The following is a 15,843-nucleotide window of genomic DNA, read 5'->3' on the forward strand; positions in this document are numbered from 1 at the left end:
AACGGATGAACGCTGTCTTTTTGTAATAAGAGCTATTTAGTGCATCATCCAGATTTTAAATAAACGTTAATCATAGGGGGACCAGAAGTGGACAAAAAAGAAGAGCAATTATTGATTGATTTAACTTCAGCTCGCGGCATCGCAGGCAATGAGGGAGAAGTCAGAGAAGTATTCAAAGAATATGCCAAAGAATTTTCTGATGATATTTTCTTTGATGGGCTAGGCAGTGTGATCGCTAAGCATGGCGGAGGTGGCGGTCCTAAAGTATTTATTTCTGGTCATTTAGATGAAGTCGGTTTTATGGTCACAAAGATCACTGAAAAAGGTTTTCTTGAATTTCAGACGATCGGCGGCTGGTGGAATCAAGTAATGCTAGCGCAACAAGTTGAGATCAAGACCCGTAAAGGGAAAATTATTCACGGTGTGATCGGTTCAAAACCACCACACGTGCTGACCGCAGAAGCGCGCAGAAAACCTTTTGAAATCAAAGATATGTTCATCGATATCGGTGCTACTAGTGCTGAAGAAGCGAAAGAATGGGGGATTCGTCCTGGTGATATGGTGACACCGTACATTCAATACCAACGCATGAATGAGTCAAAATTCTTATTAGCTAAAGCGTGGGACAATCGGATCGGTACAGCTGTAGCTTTACGTGTCTTAGAAAATCTTTCAAAACGTGAACACCACAATGTTTTATTTGCTGGAAGCGATGTTCAAGAAGAGGTTGGCTTACGTGGAGCAAGAACAAGCAGTCATATCGTCAATCCAGATGTCGCTTTTGCGTTAGATACAGGTACGGCTGGTGATACACCGGGAATGACACCCAAAGAAGCTGATTCTGTTTTAGGAAAAGGACCGCAGATCTTGATTTATGATGCTTCGATGGTTCCACATAAAAAATTATTAGATTTTGTAATCGACGTTGCAGAAGAATTAGAAATTCCGTTCCAATATACTGTTATTGCTGGCGGGGGAACTGATGCTGGTCAAATGCATTTAACACGTGATGGTGTGCCGTCATTAGCGATCACTGTGCCAGTCCGTTATTTGCATTCGCATACTTCAGTGATCCATGAAGAGGATTACTTCAATACAGTCAAATTAGTAACAGAAGTTGTTGCTCGTTTGGATTACGATACTGTGGGCGAAATCAAAAATTATTAATAGTCTGATAAATGGGAAGGTTTCACGAATAAATAATTGAAAAAGGAAGTGGATCTATGCGTCTTAGTAATTATCGTCAAATAGCCAAAGATCGATTAAATGGACAGTGGGGGATCAATGTTGGATTGATCTTGATCATTGGGATTTTAACCGGAGCGATCGGTGGCGTTTCGTCTGTTTCAAATAATGAATCGCTACAATTAGGGATTTCGCTGTTATTAAGTACTTTTGTTTTATTTGCTTTTAGTTACGCGATTTACTACATCAGTCTGTACGTTGTCCGAGGTGGACGGGCAGAGCTGGGACAAATTTTTGTTGTTTTTCAAAAAGGGTATTATGTACCGTTGTTGTTGATCAATATCTTGGCTCAAATCGTCCAATACGTTTTGGCGGCTATTTTCTTTATCCCAATGTTGTTGCGCGCGGGCAGCAGTGTTTATTTTTCACTGATCGTCAGTGGAGGCGTAACAAGTGCTAGCAATGCCGCTACATTATTTGATATCGGGATGTTGACACTCTATCTGATTTTGACCGTGATTTTCTTGATCGTTACAACGATCATCAGCATTCTTTTCAAGTTCGCTGTGTGGGTCAAATTTGATTATCCTGAATTAAGTGTCGGTGATTGCATCAAACGAGCTTGGTTCTTACTAAAAGACCGTTGGGGCAAATATATTTTGTTACAATTATCATTTATCGGCTGGTATATCTTAGGGATCGTGGCATTATTCGTCGGACTATTATTTGTGGCGGTCTATGTCAATACAGCCAGTGCCGCATTCTATGATCAAGCAGTCAAAGAAAAACTAACACGGGAGGAATTGGTATGAAATTAACCATTCTTGGTTGTTTAGGGGCATATCCATATGAAGGCCATGGAACAACTAGTTATTTATTGCAATCAGGTGAGTTTAATCTATTGCTGGATGCGGGGAGTTCGACGTTAGTAGAGTTAGAAAAAGAATTAGATCCATTGGATTTAGATGCCGTAATCTTGACTCATTATCATCACGATCATATTGCTGATTTAGGTGTTTTACAATATTATTGGCAGCTTTACCCAACGCAAACACCAAAACCGATTTTACCAATCTATGGTCATACAGAAGATGAATTTCATTTCAATGATCTGACGATGGACGGTGTGACAGAAGGTCATGCTTATTACGAAGCAGAAGAATTGAAAATTGGACCATTTCTTGTTACGTTTATGAAGACGATTCATCCAGTACCATGCTATGCGATGCGTTTTGTAGAAGAAACGACAGGAGCAGTATTTGTTTTCACTGGCGATTCTGGCTACTTGGAATCTTTCAATCAATTTGCGAAAGAAGCCGATTTATTTTTAGCTGATACGTATTTGTTTGATGGAAATGAACATCATAAAGCACATTTTACTGCGGGTGAAGCAGGGACATTTGCGAAAGAGGCGGCAGTTAAAAAATTAGTTTTAACGCACTTGCCACAACAGGGTGATCTAGAAGAACTACGTCAACAAGCTGCGGCTAAAAGTGCAGGTATTCCCGTTGAATTAGCAACACCACATAAAGTTTTTGAGATTTAAAAGCCAGAATTAGGTTACTTTTTCGGAGAAACGGATCGATGAAAAAGGCTTTTTGGCATAATAAAAAGAAAAGTTACTTCTCAATAAAAGCAGGGAGTTGGAAAAATGTTATACGTACCAAATGATAATGAACGTGATCCACGTGTGAATCTCGCGATTGAAACGTATTTACTACAAAACATGCCTTTAGATGAACCAATTTTACTTTTTTATATCAATGAGCCTTCGATCATTATCGGAAGAAATCAAAATACGATCGAAGAGATCAATAAAGAATACGTAGATGAAAAAGGCATCCATGTAGTTCGTCGTTTAAGTGGCGGCGGTGCCGTTTATCACGATACTGGTAATTTAAATTTTAGTTTTATCATGCCGGATGATGGCAATTCATTTAGAGATTTCAAAAAATTAACCGAACCAATCGTAGAAGCGTTACACAAATTAGGCATTGAAGGCGCACAACTAAAAGGCCGTAATGACCTAGTGATCGATGATAAAAAATTCTCAGGTAACGCGATGTATTCAACGAATGGCCGGATGTTCGCTCATGGGACATTAATGTTTGACAGCGACATCGAGGAAGTCGTGAAAGCCTTGAAAGTCAAAAAAGATAAAATCGAATCAAAAGGAATCAAATCGATTCGTTCAAGAGTAACAAATATCAAGGATTATCTACCGACTGAAAAACAAACGATGTCGACAGAAGATTTCCGCCAAGCGATCTTGCTTCAAATTTTTGGGGTTGAAAGTGAAGACCAAATCAATACTCATGAATTGAATGAAGAAGATTGGAAAGTCATCAATCAAATCTCAGATGAGTACTATCGTAATTGGGATTGGAACTACGGACGCTCGCCGGAATTCAATTTGGAACGTCAAAAACGTTTCCCAATCGGTTCGGTCGAGGTGCGCTTAGACGTCGCTAATGGTCTGATTGAAAAGGCGAAAGTCTTTGGGGATTTCTTCGGATTAGGTGAAATCAAAGATGTCGAGGAGCAATTAATAGGTACGCGCTACGAGAAACAAGCGTTGATCGAAGCAATTGAAAAAATCGATTTGACTCATTACTTTGGTAATATCACAAAAGATGAATTTTTAGAGTTGATCTATTAAAAAAAGCGGAGACAAAAGTAATCATTACTTTTGCCTCCGCTTTTTTAAATGGTCAGAATAATTTTAAAGGATTGTTCTTTACCGTTGTTTTCCCAAGCCCAATGTCCATCTGATCGTCGAACTGCCTCTTTGATTTTTTGATGAGTCGGATCAGTTTCTGCTTCGGTGATCAGTTCAAGCGAGTGACGGACAAAATTGCTAGTATTGCTTTCAATAATAAGCTGTCCGGCCTGTTGTTTGATCTTCAATTCGACGTCACTATAATCTGAACTATGCAAAAATTTTTCTAATAATTGAATCACCACCAGTAATGGGTGCTCTTTTAAGAAAGCTGTTTCTGATGGAATAGTCAATTGGCAGTTAAAAAACTTAGCCTGTTTTGCAAATTCTTTTTGATAATAGTCTTCGATCACTTGGAAAAGTTCATTCAAGGAATAATTTTCAGTTTTATATCGTTGAACGGCTAGTAATTTAAATGTTAACAGTAAATTGACTTGTTTTTCATGTTCTATTAACTGTAATTGCTGTTCTTCCAAGCGTCTTGCTTGCTGTTGTTTCAGTACAAAATAGTTTTCAGTAAAGTAATAGCCGCTAATCAAAATCATTAAACAACTAAAAATGATCAAGGGCCAGTCCGTGGTCAAATTAACGGTACCCGTGAATAATTGGATGTAATAAAAGCAATGGATGAACGCAGCAAGAATGATCCCTGGGGAACAAACTATGAAGAAATGATTCTCGTCAGCTGCTTCAAACATGGAAATAACGGCTGTATAAAGAGTGATAAAGACATTGAATCCACTAAAGACATGGACTGCTATTGGTAGATTTGTTTGCCCAAGTAATGCTAGGATCAAGAAGCATAAGGTAAGTGCTGTTTGAAAAAAGACTGCCAGCCGATAAAAGACACGATAGCGATTGGTTTGTGATAAATAATAATTCGTCAGAAAAATAGGAAGCAGCAACAAGCTCAAATCGCTAAACAAAGCAATGAGTTCGGGATGAAAAAGTAGACTGATCTGATTATTTGAAACAAGTGCTTGGATACCGATACAGAAGATGAAACCAAGTAAAAAAATAGTCGATTGACTAAAAGCTCGAGATTTATCTTTCTTCAATATAAATAAAATTCCAATGGCTGTTAACAAAGTAAGGACGATTGCCAATAAAATAAATTGCGGTAACGAGTGGAAAATCAGATAACGATCAATATCTTCTGAATTTCCAATAAAAACTTGTGCAGGGACACCGGAGTGGTAGTTGTAAGGACTCTCAGTGATGATTCGCAATTTTTGTCCTTGAAAATCTTTAGGTAAAGTAATATTGGTTTGAAGAATACCCGGTTTGTCTTGATCATCCAAAGCTTTATAGCGATAGATTTGTTTATCTCCTAATAGAACAGTTACCCATTGATGATTGGTTTTTAAAGCTATTTCGGGAGAATCTAACACCATTTCAAGCGGTTTTTGCATGATCAATAGATCATTGGCATGGATTTTTTCGATTCGTTGGTGAGTATTTCCATAAATGTATTGATCAGAGTGATCCTTTAAAATAAAAGACCAACCACTTTTCAGTTCTTGAACAGTTGTTTTTTTTGACTTGTTTTGAATAAGTAAATAAAAAGAAAAAACTAAAATAAAAATAACAAAACATATAAAATATTTTTTATTTTTCTTTGCAGTTATCAGCTTAAAAACATTTTTATAAGAAGGCATAAAAAATACTCCTTTTTTAAAAAACAAACTTTATAGTTTAATAATATCATAATAATAGTATCATATTGTCTCATTTAATCAAAATTTATTTCGATTTAATTTCAAATAATAATAATTAAATGTAATTTTATGGATATTATGATATTCTTAAAGAAAGAAAATTCTTTGCTTTATAAAGGAGGAAAAGTTAGATGAAACGTAAAAAAATAACTATATTCTGTTCGTTTTTTATTTTTCTAATATTCCTCTTATCTTTTGTAACGATTGTAATTCCAAGTGTGTTGAAAGTAACACCTTATATTGTTCAAGATGAAGCGATGGAACCTGAATATAAAAAAAATGGATTGGTTTTTGTCAAAGAAGCAGATCGTCCAATCCATGTAGGAGATACGATCACTTATTATGAAAACCAAGGAATGGATATCAAAACGCGGCGTGTTTTAGCTTTAGATAATAAAATATCTGGTTATTTTGTCAAGGGCGATAGTGCAGAAAAAGCAGAGATGGGTATGGTCCATGAACGGAATCTGATTGGCCTGCCAACTTTTTATCTACCATACCTAGGATTTTTAGTGAATCCTCAAGTGTTAGATATAATGAAAGTGCTTTTATTTTTCTTAGCTCTTCTATTGACTCTGATAACGTTACTATTCAAACCCGAGCGACATAAAAAATACCTTGAATCATTCAATAAAAAAGGCCTCCGTTTATAGCGGAGGCCTTTTCTTAGGTTTCTACAATATAATCATTGGCTTTTAATACGTCGATTGTTTCAGAGAGTGAATCAGCTTTGACTAAAATATAATCAGTATTATATGTCGAGATGGCAAAGACACTGATTTTTTGAGCTGCTAGCAATGAGGTGATAGTTGCTAAGATACCAACTAGACTAAAGTCTAGTACGCCTTCGATTTTTAGTGCGCGCCAATCATCCTCACGGTTGAGGGTAGTTTGAGGAACTGTTTTGCTGGCAGACACGATCGACAATTCATCTTCTGTGTGACTAATGAACAAAGGCTTTTGTTGAAGATTGATTTGGCTTAAATCAGAGACTTGATAGACTGAAAGTGGTTCTTGTAAAGTGATTAATTTCATGATAGACACTCCTTTTGATTAAATTACCAAAGTAATTTTCAAAGTGCAAATCGGATTCTTTGCCGGAATTTTTTTCGCATAGTATATTTTAAGAAATATCAGCCTAACTCAAAGGAGTAGATAAAATGAATGCTTTGTATTTTGAAAAATTTGGTGATCGTGAAGTCTTACAGTATGGCAAGATCCAACGACCAAAAATCAAGCAAGATGAAATACTTGTTAAAACTGAGTATATTGGTTTGAATTTTGCGGACATCTATCGTCGACGTGGTGAATATCATATTGAAAAACATATTCCATATATCAACGGGTATGAGGCGGCCGGTGTCGTCGAGGCGGTAGGAGCAAAAGTAAAGAATCAACAAATCGGTGAAACGGTCTTATTTGTAGATGTTCCATTTGCCAACGCGGAATACGTAGCTGTTCCCAGTGACCGCGCGATTCGTCTACCGGCAACTATCGATAGTAAATTAGCAGCGAGTGTCGGGTTGCAAGGTTTGACGGCAGATTTTTTAGCTCATGATTTAGGACAAAATATTCGGGATGAAAAAGTCTTTATCACGGGGATTAGTAGAGGAGTCGGTCAACTTCTTTCGCAAATATTGATTGCGGATGGACTAGCAGTCTATGGATCAGCTTCGTCGGCAGAAAAAAAGTCGTTAGCTTTAGCTCATGGGGTCAGAGAAGTTTTCCCAAGTCGTGAGACCGACTGGGTCGAATCAGTCGAAGGTCAATTTGCGACGGTTTACGATGGGGTAGGAAGTACCTTGCCGCAAAGTTTAGACTTATTGAAGCATCGTGGAAAAGTCGTTTTCTTTGGCATGGCTGGCGGTGATCCGATCAAAGTAGATCCAGTGACACTCATGTCTGAGTCGAAGAGTTTGTTGACGGGCGATCTATGGGACTATTTAACGAGTTATCAAGAACGCAAGTTGCGCAGTGAGCGTTTGTTCAATTATTTTGAACAAGGAAAAATAAAAATAAGTGAACCGACTATTTTCTCTTTAGCTGACGGCAAGGCAGCACATGAATTTTTAGAGACAGGCAAAAGTATCGGAAAAGTTTTATTGAAGCCGTAAGCTAGAATTGAAAAAAGTTGCTAAGCACAATTTTAGTTTTCTAATGCGCTTTCTAGTATAGTTGAATTAGGAGGTGAGAAAATGGAAAACCTTATTTTAATGGGGCACATTATTTTTGGGATCGCTTCATTCATTGGCTCATTATTATTAACTGTCGGCTTCAGAAATTCATTTGCCAATCTAACAACGATCCAAAAATCTGGGATCATTATTACAGTTGCTGGCTTGTTCGGTACCGTTGCTTTTGCAATGTTGGCACGTGAGAACTTGATGGGTACTGTTTTATTTATTGTTTTAGGGATCGCGATGTGTGTATTATTGATCGCACCAAAAACAGAAAAAGAATAAAAAGACAAAAAAAGCTAGGAACCTTGTTCCTAGCTTTTTTCTGTACATTTTTATATCACAGGAGGGATTCGAACCCCCGACCGTCCGCTTAGAAGGCGGATGCTCTATCCGGCTGAGCTACTGTGACAGTAGTTTTGCAACAATTGCTATTATAGAAAAACTACCGGTGATTGTCAATGCTATTTCGTTATTTTACCGATTCAAAAAGATAATTTTGGAGCAAATCTAGTGTTTCTGGGTTTTCGATCAATGAACTATGCTCAGCATCTTCGTCCACGATGATCTCTTTGTATTTTTCACTAGCGCCATAAATCATCCGTCCAGCAAGGACACTCGTTAACGGAACAGTGGTATCGGTATTTTGCTTGTCGACATTTCCAGCAATATTGTACATCGTAATATTTTTAGGGATATTTTGAGTATTTTTTAAGTAATAACGGAGCAAATCGCTTTCTGCTTTTGGTTTAGTGAAGGTATCACTGTCGGTATTGTATTCCCAAGAAGTATCATTGTAGGGAGTTCCTAAGGTTACTAAATGATTCAGCGAGGGATCATTGTTTTTCTGTTCATTTTCGAGATAACCCGTAATGACTAAACCGCCATTTGAATACCCGAGATAATCGTAGGTATTGAACGTGTATTGTTCTTCAGCATAAGCTAAAGCCAATTGGAACCAGCGAGATTGCTTCGGTAGAGATGGATCCGAACCATCCTCAAAAGCGACGACAACGATCGGACGTTGGGTTTTTTTCGTGAATTTACCAGTAGCAGTAATCGAATCATCGGTATTGACCGTGATTTTTATGGTATCAACATTTTTTTGCTTCTGTTTTAAGGAATCAATCAGACTATCAAAACGATCAACATCCCCATTGGTTCCTGGCACCATAATGACCGGAGCAGGGATAGCTAAAGTTGAATTTGTTCTAGAAGCATGAACAGGGTCAAGTTTTTGAAACAAAATAATACTAATTAAACCAAAGAACAGTACGATGATACTAAGTCTTATTTTTTTACTACTCACAGCTACAGCCCTCCATTCAACCCTAAGTGTACGCTAAAATTTTTGAGGCACAAGCAAAAAGGCAGAAATTCAAAAAAGCTTCAAATTTCTGCCATAGATTATTTATTTTTTGAAATCAATGCTACACCATCGCCTAATGGTAACAGGGTAGAAGTTAATTCGGGTGATTTGGTTACTTCTGTTAAAAATTCATTTAGATGACGGTGGATCGCACGGTTTTTACGAGGGATTTCTTCGATCGGTTGTAAGACCGTACCAGCTTGGAAAATATCATCGACCATCAAGATACCATCATCAGCTAGGACTCTTAAGCATTCTGGTAAAAAGGTGATGTATTTTGATTTGGCACTATCCATAAAGATAAAGTCGTAAGGCCCTTCTAAAGTACTTAATAAATCAGCCGCATCTCCTTCAAGTAAAGTCACTTGCTCCGTTAAGTCTAGTGCATCAAAATTCTTTTTGGCTTTTTCGATCATGACTGGAAAGCGATCAATCGTTGTGATTTTTGCATCCTTGCCGATCGTTTCAGCCATCAAACTTGCAGAAAAACCGATCGCTGCGCCAATTTCTAAGATGTTTTTAGGTTTTTTTTGTTTCAATAGAAATTGCAAAAAGACAACTGTTTCATGAGGGATCACGGGGACACCATTCTCATGAGCCACTGCTTCCAAATCTCCTAATTTTCCAGTTAATTGTTTTTGCTCTGTTCGCAAGTAATTCAAGATATCTTCATTGATAATTGGGCGGTACATCATTTCGTTACGCATTATTCAGCCTCTTTCTTTAATAATCTTCCTAGATTTGTCCAGTCTTCTTGGATTTTTTCACTCAACGAGCGGTTGTAAAAAATTGCTGCTGGATGAAAAAGCGGGAAGACAGTATATGTTTTGTTCGTTAGTTGGTACGCATCATTTTCCGGCGTCAGTTCGAGGATCGGCCCATGATAAGGAATACCGTGGCAGTCGCTGATCTGTTTTTTAGGCCCTAATAGTCGTTGCAACCCGATATTGCCTAAGGTAGCAATGATCTTCGGTTGGACGATGGCTAGCTCATAGTCTAAAATCGGTGCGTGTGCCAAAATTTCTTTTTTAGTCGGTGTTCGATTGGGATAAATGAGTTCATTTTCTTTCGTTCGTCTATTGATTCGTTCAACGATTTTATAGGGACGACTACGGACAGCACTCGTGATATAAGTGTTCTCACGATCCAAGCCGATCTCAGCCATGACCTTCAATAATTCTTTGCCAGCAGCACCAGAAAAGGGAATGTGATTGACGACTTCATTTCGTCCAGGCGCTTCGCCAACGAGCATTAGTTTTGGGTGAAGCGGTCCTTGTCCAGCAATGAAGCCTTCTAATCGAAATCCTTCAGAGCGAGTTGCTACCAATTTGACGAGTGATTCTGGATAATTCATTCTTAACGCCTCACTTTTCAAAAAAGGATCATTAATCAACGTTTATTCATTTTCCCTCAAGCTACAAAAGGAGAAATAGAATAGTGAATGTTTTTCATCTTTCTAATAGTAGAAAAAACAACGCCTCGAGTCAATAAATAATCATTGACTTAGACAATTATTTTTAGTAGACTGTTAATGTTGTAATTGTGGAACTCACAGCTACAACCGCGCAGAACAAGTTATTAAGAACTTCGGTCACTTGGGATGGCGAGTCTAAGTATCTATTATAAGGAGGTGCCACAAGCATGTACGCAATCATCAAAACTGGCGGTAAACAAATCAAAGTTGAAGAAGGTCAAGCAGTCTACATTGAAAAATTAGACGTTGAGGCTGGAGAAAAAGTTGTCTTCGATCAAGTTGTTTTAGTAGGCGGCGAAACTACAAAAGTAGGAGCTCCTATCGTTGAAGGTGCAACTGTTGAAGGAACTGTTGAAAAACACGGCAAACAAAAGAAAGTCGTTACTTTCAAATACAAACCTAAAAAACATTCACACCGTAAACAAGGTCATCGTCAACCTTACACTAAAGTTGTCATTGACTCAATCAAAGCATAATAAAAAAAGAAGGTGCCTAAGTTGATCAAAGGTACATTCAATCGAAATGATGCAGGTCAAATCAGCGAATTTACATTGACTGGTCATGCAGAAGCAGGTCCTTACGGTAGCGATATCGTTTGTGCCGCCGTTTCCGCTTTAGCTATCAGTACTGTAAATAGTTTGGATGCACTAGCAGGGATCATTCCTACAGTCGAAACAAAAGAAGATGAAGGTGGTTATCTTCATGTTGCTTTAGAATTAGACGATACGATGTCCCAAGAGCAGATGAATATCTCGCAAATATTGTTAGAGCATTTATTATTAGGCTTACAGTCAATCGAAAAAGACTATCTGGATTTCATTGAAGTCCAAACAGAATCTAAATCATAGGAGGTGCAGCTCATGTTAATGAATATGAACTTACAATTATTCGCCCACAAAAAAGGTGGCGGTTCAACTTCTAACGGACGTGACTCAGAATCAAAACGTTTAGGTGCTAAACGTGCTGACGGACAAACTGTTACTGGTGGATCAATTCTTTATCGCCAACGTGGTACTAAAATTTTCCCTGGTGTTAACGTAGGTATCGGTGGCGATGACACATTGTTTGCTAAAGTTGACGGCGTAGTACGTTTCGAACGTAAAGGTCGCGACAAAAAACAAGTGTCTGTATACCCAGTAGCTCAAGAAGCTTAATTACAGATAGCTCTATCCCTTGTCTAGCAAGGGGTAGGGCTTTTTTTATTTATTTAAAATTCAAAAACTAACTTCTTGCTCTTTATGCTCGTTAATTGTTCATTCTGTTCTGACTTTATTATCGTTGGTCTTAATGGTAGGATAATTTTAGGACGAAAATAAGTTGACGTGTGAAAGGAAGAGACGATGGAATCCATTTTTATGACATTTATTGTGTATTCATTTATTGGTTGGATTTGGGAAAGTATCTACTGTTCGATCAAAGCGAGGCATTATGTTTATCGAGGATTTCTTTTAGGTCCCTACTGTCCAGTATATGGTTTTGGGGTTTCGGCAGTCATTTTATTAGTGCCAGAACATGCGGGGACGTTATTGAATCTGTATTTTAATATCGTGGTAATTGTTACGATCATTGAATTTATTACTAGTTGGGTTTTAGAGAAGTTTTTTGGGATGAAATTATGGGATTATTCGAAAGTTCCACTGAATATCGAAGGAAGAGTAGCAGTTCCGGTATCGTTGTTCTGGGGAATCGGTTGTTTATTTTTACTGAAAATAATCAATCCGGTTATTCAAGAAAAGATCCACGAATTCAATCAGGCGACAAATAATATTGGTCCAATCATTTTAGCTATTATATTTTTTGCCGATATTTTAACGACATTGATTTTTACACTTACAACCAAAAAAGAAGTGGAAGCGGTGGTCGATACCTCGGATGCCAACAATGCGGCTATCAAAGAATTTAGATGGGAGCATCTAATTAGTAATCGAAAATCATCTAAGAGTCGCGAAAAGGTAATCGAGTTGATCAAAAAACGTCCAATGAAATTGAAACATCATAATTTGAATCGTTTGGTTAAAAACTATCCGAATATTAGTTTTAGAAAGAAATAATTGCAGTGGGCTACAATCAATAGAACTGTATAGCGAATACGTTAAAAACATTCATCAATTTTAAAGCTCTGACTGCTAGTAAAAGTCAGAGTTTTTTTACGTATCTATATATAATAGAAGGAAACGGTCGTTTTTTATTATTTACTGAAAAGTAAAATAAAATTAGATTAAAAGAAGATAGATATAATAAAGAAAAACCAATATTTTTCATTTTTATAAAAATAGTGTATCATTTAAACACGAATGTTTGACATTTTATTAAAAACTATAGATGATTGATAGAGGTTAAATACACTAATAAAGTAGGTGTCTAAATGGAACGACGGATTGATCGTATTTATCGCTTTGTGTTGGAAAATGCCAATGTCACAACAAATGATGTGGCAGCATCTTTGGATATCCAACGAACGAATGCCAGTAAAGATCTGAATCTTCTCGTTAAAGAAGGTCAATTGAATAAAAGTGAAGGCAGACCAGTCCGCTATTTTGTCTCGTCGCAATCTGCAGGACGAGCAGTTTCGATAGAAGAAGCCAATCCTAAAAAGACCCACACAACTGAGCCGCCTGAGAAAAAAATGCTGCAGCATAACGCTGGGAACGTCTTTACTCAGATTATTGGCTCGACAGGAAGTATGCGTAACGCGGTGGAACAAGCAAAAGCCGCGATTTTATATCCGCCACGGGGCCTGAATTGTTTAATTACTGGTCCCACGGGTTCTGGGAAAACATTTTTTGCTCATGCGATGTTCCAGTTTGCTCAAGCAGAAGGCGTTGTGGAAGAAGATCATGATTTGATCGTGTTCAACTGTGCCGATTATGCTAATAATCCTGAATTATTAATGAGTCATTTATTTGGTTATGAAAAAGGAGCCTTTACTGGAGCCGACACCGAAAAAGAAGGATTGATCCAACAAGCAGATGGCGGGATGTTGTTCTTAGATGAAATTCATCGTCTACCGCCTGAAGGCCAAGAGATGATCTTTTATTTTATGGATCATGGGACGTATAGTCGTCTAGGTGAAAGCGGAAAAAATCGGTTTGCAAATGTGCGTATCGTCGGAGCTACGACTGAAGATCCGCATTCAGCCTTGTTAGATACGTTCGTTCGACGGATACCGATCAATATCCAGATGCCAGCTTTCAGTAATCGGCCGGCTGCAGAGCAAATTGATTTAGTACGAGTGATGGTAGCGATGGAAGCCAATCGGATCCAACGGAAAATCACGTTATCAGAAGATGTGGTAAAGGCCTTGTTAGGTAGTGTTACTTATGGGAATGTTGGACAACTAAAGTCAAATGTCCAATTGATTTGTGCACGAGGTTTTATGAATCATATGACGCAATCAGAGATTCATATTACTTTAAATGATCTAACCGAAGGGATCAAATCTGGATTGGTTCAGCTTTCAGCGGATCGATACAAATCTACTGACTTTTCATCTTATTTAGAACCAGAAATGATCGTCACGCCAAATGAAATCGATGAATTAATCAAGACGGACACGTATGAATTGCCGTATAACTTATACGATATCATTGGGGATAAGGCCGCATTATTAAAAAATGAAGGGTTGGATCAAGATACGATCAATCATTTCATTTCAACAGATATCAATGTCCATTTGAAATCATTTTATAAGAATCATGGCTTTTCATTCGATACAGAGACTCGTTTAACGGAATTTGTCGATAAGCGAGTGATCGAAACAAGCAATAAAATTGCGGCATTAGTCAGCGAACGATTAGAAACGCATTTTCAGCAAAACTTTATTTATGCGATGAGTTTGCATATTTCTTCTTTCTTAAAGAAAATCAATGTCGGTGAAACGCGTGAGACCAATGATAATATTCGCGAGATGGCCAAAGATTATCCGAAAGAATTTTCGGTCGCGCGAGAGATTCGGGCGTTGGTAGAACATGAATTCCAAGTGACGATTCCGGACAGTGAAGAATATTATCTAACGGTTTTGTTAGTTTCACTGAGAGAGGATCAATCAGCTGGGAAAATCGGGATTGTGGTAGCGGCACACGGAAATAGCACAGCTTCTTCGATGGTCCAAGTTGTTCGTGAGTTATTAGATGTAAGCAATATTTTTTCAGTAGATATGCCCTTAGATATGCACCCACGAGTGGCTTACGAAAAAATGCGTGAAGCTGTGACTCAAGTCGATGAAGGCAGCGGTGTCTTGATCATGGTCGATATGGGATCATTGGCCACCTTTAATGAAGAAATCCGAACAGATACGGGAATTGAAGTTTGTACATTGGATATGGTGACGACACCACTATTGATTGAAGCAGCACGTAAATCTAGTGTTCTTGGTTCTGGTGTTGATGAATTATATGAATCATTAGAAGGTTTTCGTGGGTATGGTCATATCACCCGAGAAAAAGAAGAACCAAAAGAAAAACAAGCGATTTTAGCGATTTGTGCTTCAGGCGAAGGAACTGCTCAACGATTGAAAGAAATTATTGAGCGACCATTGAAGCAACGAAATTTAAAACATATCGAAGTTTTGACCTTATCAGTAGCAGACATCAAAACGAAAGTGCCGACGTTCAAAAAAAATTATAAACTTTTAGCAACTACTGGAATCATGGATCCTAAAGTGGGTGCACCTTATATCCCGATGGAGAAGTTCATCAGTCAAGATGCTGACCAAATTTTAGATGAATTGCTACTAGACAATGATTTATCCGCACAAGAAGAAGTTGCATTAGATGCGGATAAGGCCCGAAAAATCTGTGTGGATTTTATGGAAGAGAGTTTTACATTTATTAATCCAAGAAAATTGATTGCACCATTATGGCGTTTGGCTCAATCGTTGATCGAGAGTAATGGTGAGGCGGCAAATTATGCATTGATGGTAAATTTTGTGATGCACATGGCAGGTGTGATCGAACGAAATATCAGACAACAACCATTGACGATCGATTTAGATACAAGAGCGGCGTATGAAGCTCTTACAGATAATATTGGGATGAATCGTGGCTTGAATGAGTTAGAAAGTCAATTAAGAATCACGATTCCTACTTCTGAACGCTATTATATTTATCAATTACTTAAAAATAATGAAGAAATAAAAGTTTAAATGATACACAATGTGATACACAAGCAAAGGATACAGTATACTGTATCCTTTTTGTGTA

The 15,843-nt window shown here is 37.8% G+C and carries 17 protein-coding genes, 1 tRNA gene and 1 other annotated feature; of the genes, 12 read left to right on the forward strand and 6 right to left on the reverse strand.

Annotated features, from left to right (window positions below):
- The first annotated feature begins 87 nt into the window (after positions 1-87).
- The 4 genes from ACKTSC_RS00790 to lplA all read left to right on the forward strand — a co-directional run bounded on the left by ACKTSC_RS00790 (position 88) and on the right by lplA (position 3,844).
- Positions 88-1,167: a M42 family metallopeptidase gene (locus ACKTSC_RS00790; RefSeq protein ID WP_332580032.1), complete on the forward strand. Its 1,080-nt coding sequence runs from the start codon at positions 88-90 to the stop codon at positions 1,165-1,167.
- Positions 1,168-1,223: 56 nt separating this feature from the next.
- Positions 1,224-1,997 (forward strand): DUF975 family protein, encoded by a 774-nt coding sequence (locus ACKTSC_RS00795; RefSeq protein WP_407856571.1) that lies wholly within the window; start codon positions 1,224-1,226, stop codon positions 1,995-1,997.
- The gene (locus ACKTSC_RS00800) at positions 1,994-2,731 is read left to right on the forward strand and encodes an MBL fold metallo-hydrolase (RefSeq protein WP_407856572.1); all 738 of its coding nucleotides are present in this window, start codon (positions 1,994-1,996) and stop codon (positions 2,729-2,731) included. The genes ACKTSC_RS00795 and ACKTSC_RS00800 overlap by 4 nt, the downstream gene beginning before the upstream one ends.
- A gap of 105 nt (positions 2,732-2,836) precedes the next feature.
- Complete coding sequence (lplA, locus tag ACKTSC_RS00805; protein ID WP_332580035.1) at positions 2,837-3,844, forward strand: lipoate--protein ligase; 1,008 nt, start codon at positions 2,837-2,839, stop codon at positions 3,842-3,844.
- 44 nt (positions 3,845-3,888) lie between these two features.
- Here the strand turns inward: lplA and ACKTSC_RS00810 are convergent, their stop codons facing one another.
- Positions 3,889-5,562, reverse strand: a complete 1,674-nt coding sequence (locus ACKTSC_RS00810; protein ID WP_407856573.1) for an MFS transporter — start codon at positions 5,560-5,562, stop codon at positions 3,889-3,891.
- Positions 5,563-5,753: 191 nt separating this feature from the next.
- Between ACKTSC_RS00810 and ACKTSC_RS00815 the strand changes: the two genes are divergently transcribed.
- A complete protein-coding gene (locus tag ACKTSC_RS00815; protein WP_332580037.1) occupies positions 5,754-6,275 on the forward strand; it encodes a signal peptidase I in 522 nt (173 codons plus the stop codon).
- A 13-nt stretch (positions 6,276-6,288) separates the two neighbouring features.
- Here the strand turns inward: ACKTSC_RS00815 and ACKTSC_RS00820 are convergent, their stop codons facing one another.
- Complete coding sequence (locus tag ACKTSC_RS00820; protein WP_407856574.1) at positions 6,289-6,657, reverse strand: ACT domain-containing protein; 369 nt, start codon at positions 6,655-6,657, stop codon at positions 6,289-6,291.
- A gap of 125 nt (positions 6,658-6,782) precedes the next feature.
- Here ACKTSC_RS00820 and ACKTSC_RS00825 point away from each other — a divergent pair, with 125 nt between their 5' ends.
- Complete coding sequence (locus ACKTSC_RS00825) at positions 6,783-7,736, forward strand: zinc-binding dehydrogenase (RefSeq protein ID WP_407856575.1); 954 nt, start codon at positions 6,783-6,785, stop codon at positions 7,734-7,736.
- Between the two features lie 81 nt (positions 7,737-7,817).
- On the forward strand, positions 7,818-8,084 hold the full coding sequence (locus ACKTSC_RS00830) for a Na+-transporting malonate decarboxylase, carboxybiotin decarboxylase subunit, madB (protein ID WP_407856576.1): 267 nt from the start codon (positions 7,818-7,820) through the stop codon (positions 8,082-8,084).
- A gap of 53 nt (positions 8,085-8,137) precedes the next feature.
- On the opposite strand, the gene ACKTSC_RS00835 is transcribed toward ACKTSC_RS00830, so the two are convergent.
- The 4 genes from ACKTSC_RS00835 to ACKTSC_RS00850 all read right to left on the reverse strand — a co-directional run bounded on the left by ACKTSC_RS00835 (position 8,138) and on the right by ACKTSC_RS00850 (position 10,522).
- Positions 8,138-8,211, reverse strand: a tRNA-Arg gene (locus ACKTSC_RS00835).
- A 60-nt stretch (positions 8,212-8,271) separates the two neighbouring features.
- A complete protein-coding gene (locus ACKTSC_RS00840) occupies positions 8,272-9,108 on the reverse strand; it encodes an alpha/beta hydrolase (RefSeq protein ID WP_407856577.1) in 837 nt (278 codons plus the stop codon).
- A 98-nt stretch (positions 9,109-9,206) separates the two neighbouring features.
- Positions 9,207-9,875, reverse strand: a complete 669-nt coding sequence (locus ACKTSC_RS00845) for an O-methyltransferase (protein ID WP_407856578.1) — start codon at positions 9,873-9,875, stop codon at positions 9,207-9,209.
- Complete coding sequence (locus ACKTSC_RS00850; RefSeq protein ID WP_407854872.1) at positions 9,875-10,522, reverse strand: uracil-DNA glycosylase; 648 nt, start codon at positions 10,520-10,522, stop codon at positions 9,875-9,877. The genes ACKTSC_RS00845 and ACKTSC_RS00850 overlap by 1 nt, the downstream gene beginning before the upstream one ends.
- Before the next feature lie 195 nt (positions 10,523-10,717).
- Positions 10,718-10,789: a sequence feature (ribosomal protein L21 leader region), on the forward strand.
- A gap of 20 nt (positions 10,790-10,809) precedes the next feature.
- Here ACKTSC_RS00850 and rplU point away from each other — a divergent pair.
- From rplU to ACKTSC_RS00875, 5 genes are all read left to right on the forward strand, one after another.
- Positions 10,810-11,118, forward strand: a complete 309-nt coding sequence (rplU, locus tag ACKTSC_RS00855) for a 50S ribosomal protein L21 (protein ID WP_137602969.1) — start codon at positions 10,810-10,812, stop codon at positions 11,116-11,118.
- 21 nt (positions 11,119-11,139) lie between these two features.
- Positions 11,140-11,490 carry a ribosomal-processing cysteine protease Prp gene (locus ACKTSC_RS00860; RefSeq protein ID WP_332580044.1) on the forward strand — a complete coding sequence of 117 codons (351 nt, stop codon included), beginning with the start codon at positions 11,140-11,142 and terminating at the stop codon, positions 11,488-11,490.
- A 12-nt stretch (positions 11,491-11,502) separates the two neighbouring features.
- Positions 11,503-11,796 carry a 50S ribosomal protein L27 gene (gene rpmA / locus ACKTSC_RS00865; protein ID WP_010779981.1) on the forward strand — a complete coding sequence of 98 codons (294 nt, stop codon included), beginning with the start codon at positions 11,503-11,505 and terminating at the stop codon, positions 11,794-11,796.
- A 186-nt stretch (positions 11,797-11,982) separates the two neighbouring features.
- On the forward strand, positions 11,983-12,693 hold the full coding sequence (locus ACKTSC_RS00870; protein WP_407856579.1) for a putative ABC transporter permease: 711 nt from the start codon (positions 11,983-11,985) through the stop codon (positions 12,691-12,693).
- A gap of 314 nt (positions 12,694-13,007) precedes the next feature.
- Positions 13,008-15,785: a sigma-54-dependent transcriptional regulator gene (locus tag ACKTSC_RS00875; RefSeq protein ID WP_407856580.1), complete on the forward strand. Its 2,778-nt coding sequence runs from the start codon at positions 13,008-13,010 to the stop codon at positions 15,783-15,785.
- The last annotated feature ends 58 nt before the right edge of the window (positions 15,786-15,843 follow it).

Origin of the sequence: Enterococcus hailinensis, from assembly GCF_045862035.1 — a bacterium.
Taxonomy (GTDB): Bacteria; Bacillota; Bacilli; order Lactobacillales; family Enterococcaceae; genus Enterococcus_A; species Enterococcus_A hailinensis.

What these genes read in the sequence shown, in the direction of transcription:
- ACKTSC_RS00825 (WP_407856575.1), top strand. Translation starts at nt 6,783, where the DNA reads ATGAATGCTTTGTATTTTGAAAAATTTGGTGATCGTGAAGTCTTACAG.
- lplA (WP_332580035.1), top strand. Translation starts at nt 2,837, where the DNA reads ATGTTATACGTACCAAATGATAATGAACGTGATCCACGTGTGAATCTC.
- ACKTSC_RS00850 (WP_407854872.1), bottom strand. Translation starts at nt 10,522, where the DNA reads ATGAATTATCCAGAATCACTCGTCAAATTGGTAGCAACTCGCTCTGAA.
- ACKTSC_RS00795 (WP_407856571.1), top strand. Translation starts at nt 1,224, where the DNA reads ATGCGTCTTAGTAATTATCGTCAAATAGCCAAAGATCGATTAAATGGA.
- ACKTSC_RS00810 (WP_407856573.1), bottom strand. Translation starts at nt 5,562, where the DNA reads ATGCCTTCTTATAAAAATGTTTTTAAGCTGATAACTGCAAAGAAAAAT.
- ACKTSC_RS00820 (WP_407856574.1), bottom strand. Translation starts at nt 6,657, where the DNA reads ATGAAATTAATCACTTTACAAGAACCACTTTCAGTCTATCAAGTCTCT.
- ACKTSC_RS00870 (WP_407856579.1), top strand. Translation starts at nt 11,983, where the DNA reads ATGGAATCCATTTTTATGACATTTATTGTGTATTCATTTATTGGTTGG.
- rpmA (WP_010779981.1), top strand. Translation starts at nt 11,503, where the DNA reads ATGTTAATGAATATGAACTTACAATTATTCGCCCACAAAAAAGGTGGC.
- ACKTSC_RS00845 (WP_407856578.1), bottom strand. Translation starts at nt 9,875, where the DNA reads ATGCGTAACGAAATGATGTACCGCCCAATTATCAATGAAGATATCTTG.
- ACKTSC_RS00875 (WP_407856580.1), top strand. Translation starts at nt 13,008, where the DNA reads ATGGAACGACGGATTGATCGTATTTATCGCTTTGTGTTGGAAAATGCC.
- ACKTSC_RS00800 (WP_407856572.1), top strand. Translation starts at nt 1,994, where the DNA reads ATGAAATTAACCATTCTTGGTTGTTTAGGGGCATATCCATATGAAGGC.
- ACKTSC_RS00815 (WP_332580037.1), top strand. Translation starts at nt 5,754, where the DNA reads ATGAAACGTAAAAAAATAACTATATTCTGTTCGTTTTTTATTTTTCTA.
- ACKTSC_RS00830 (WP_407856576.1), top strand. Translation starts at nt 7,818, where the DNA reads ATGGAAAACCTTATTTTAATGGGGCACATTATTTTTGGGATCGCTTCA.
- rplU (WP_137602969.1), top strand. Translation starts at nt 10,810, where the DNA reads ATGTACGCAATCATCAAAACTGGCGGTAAACAAATCAAAGTTGAAGAA.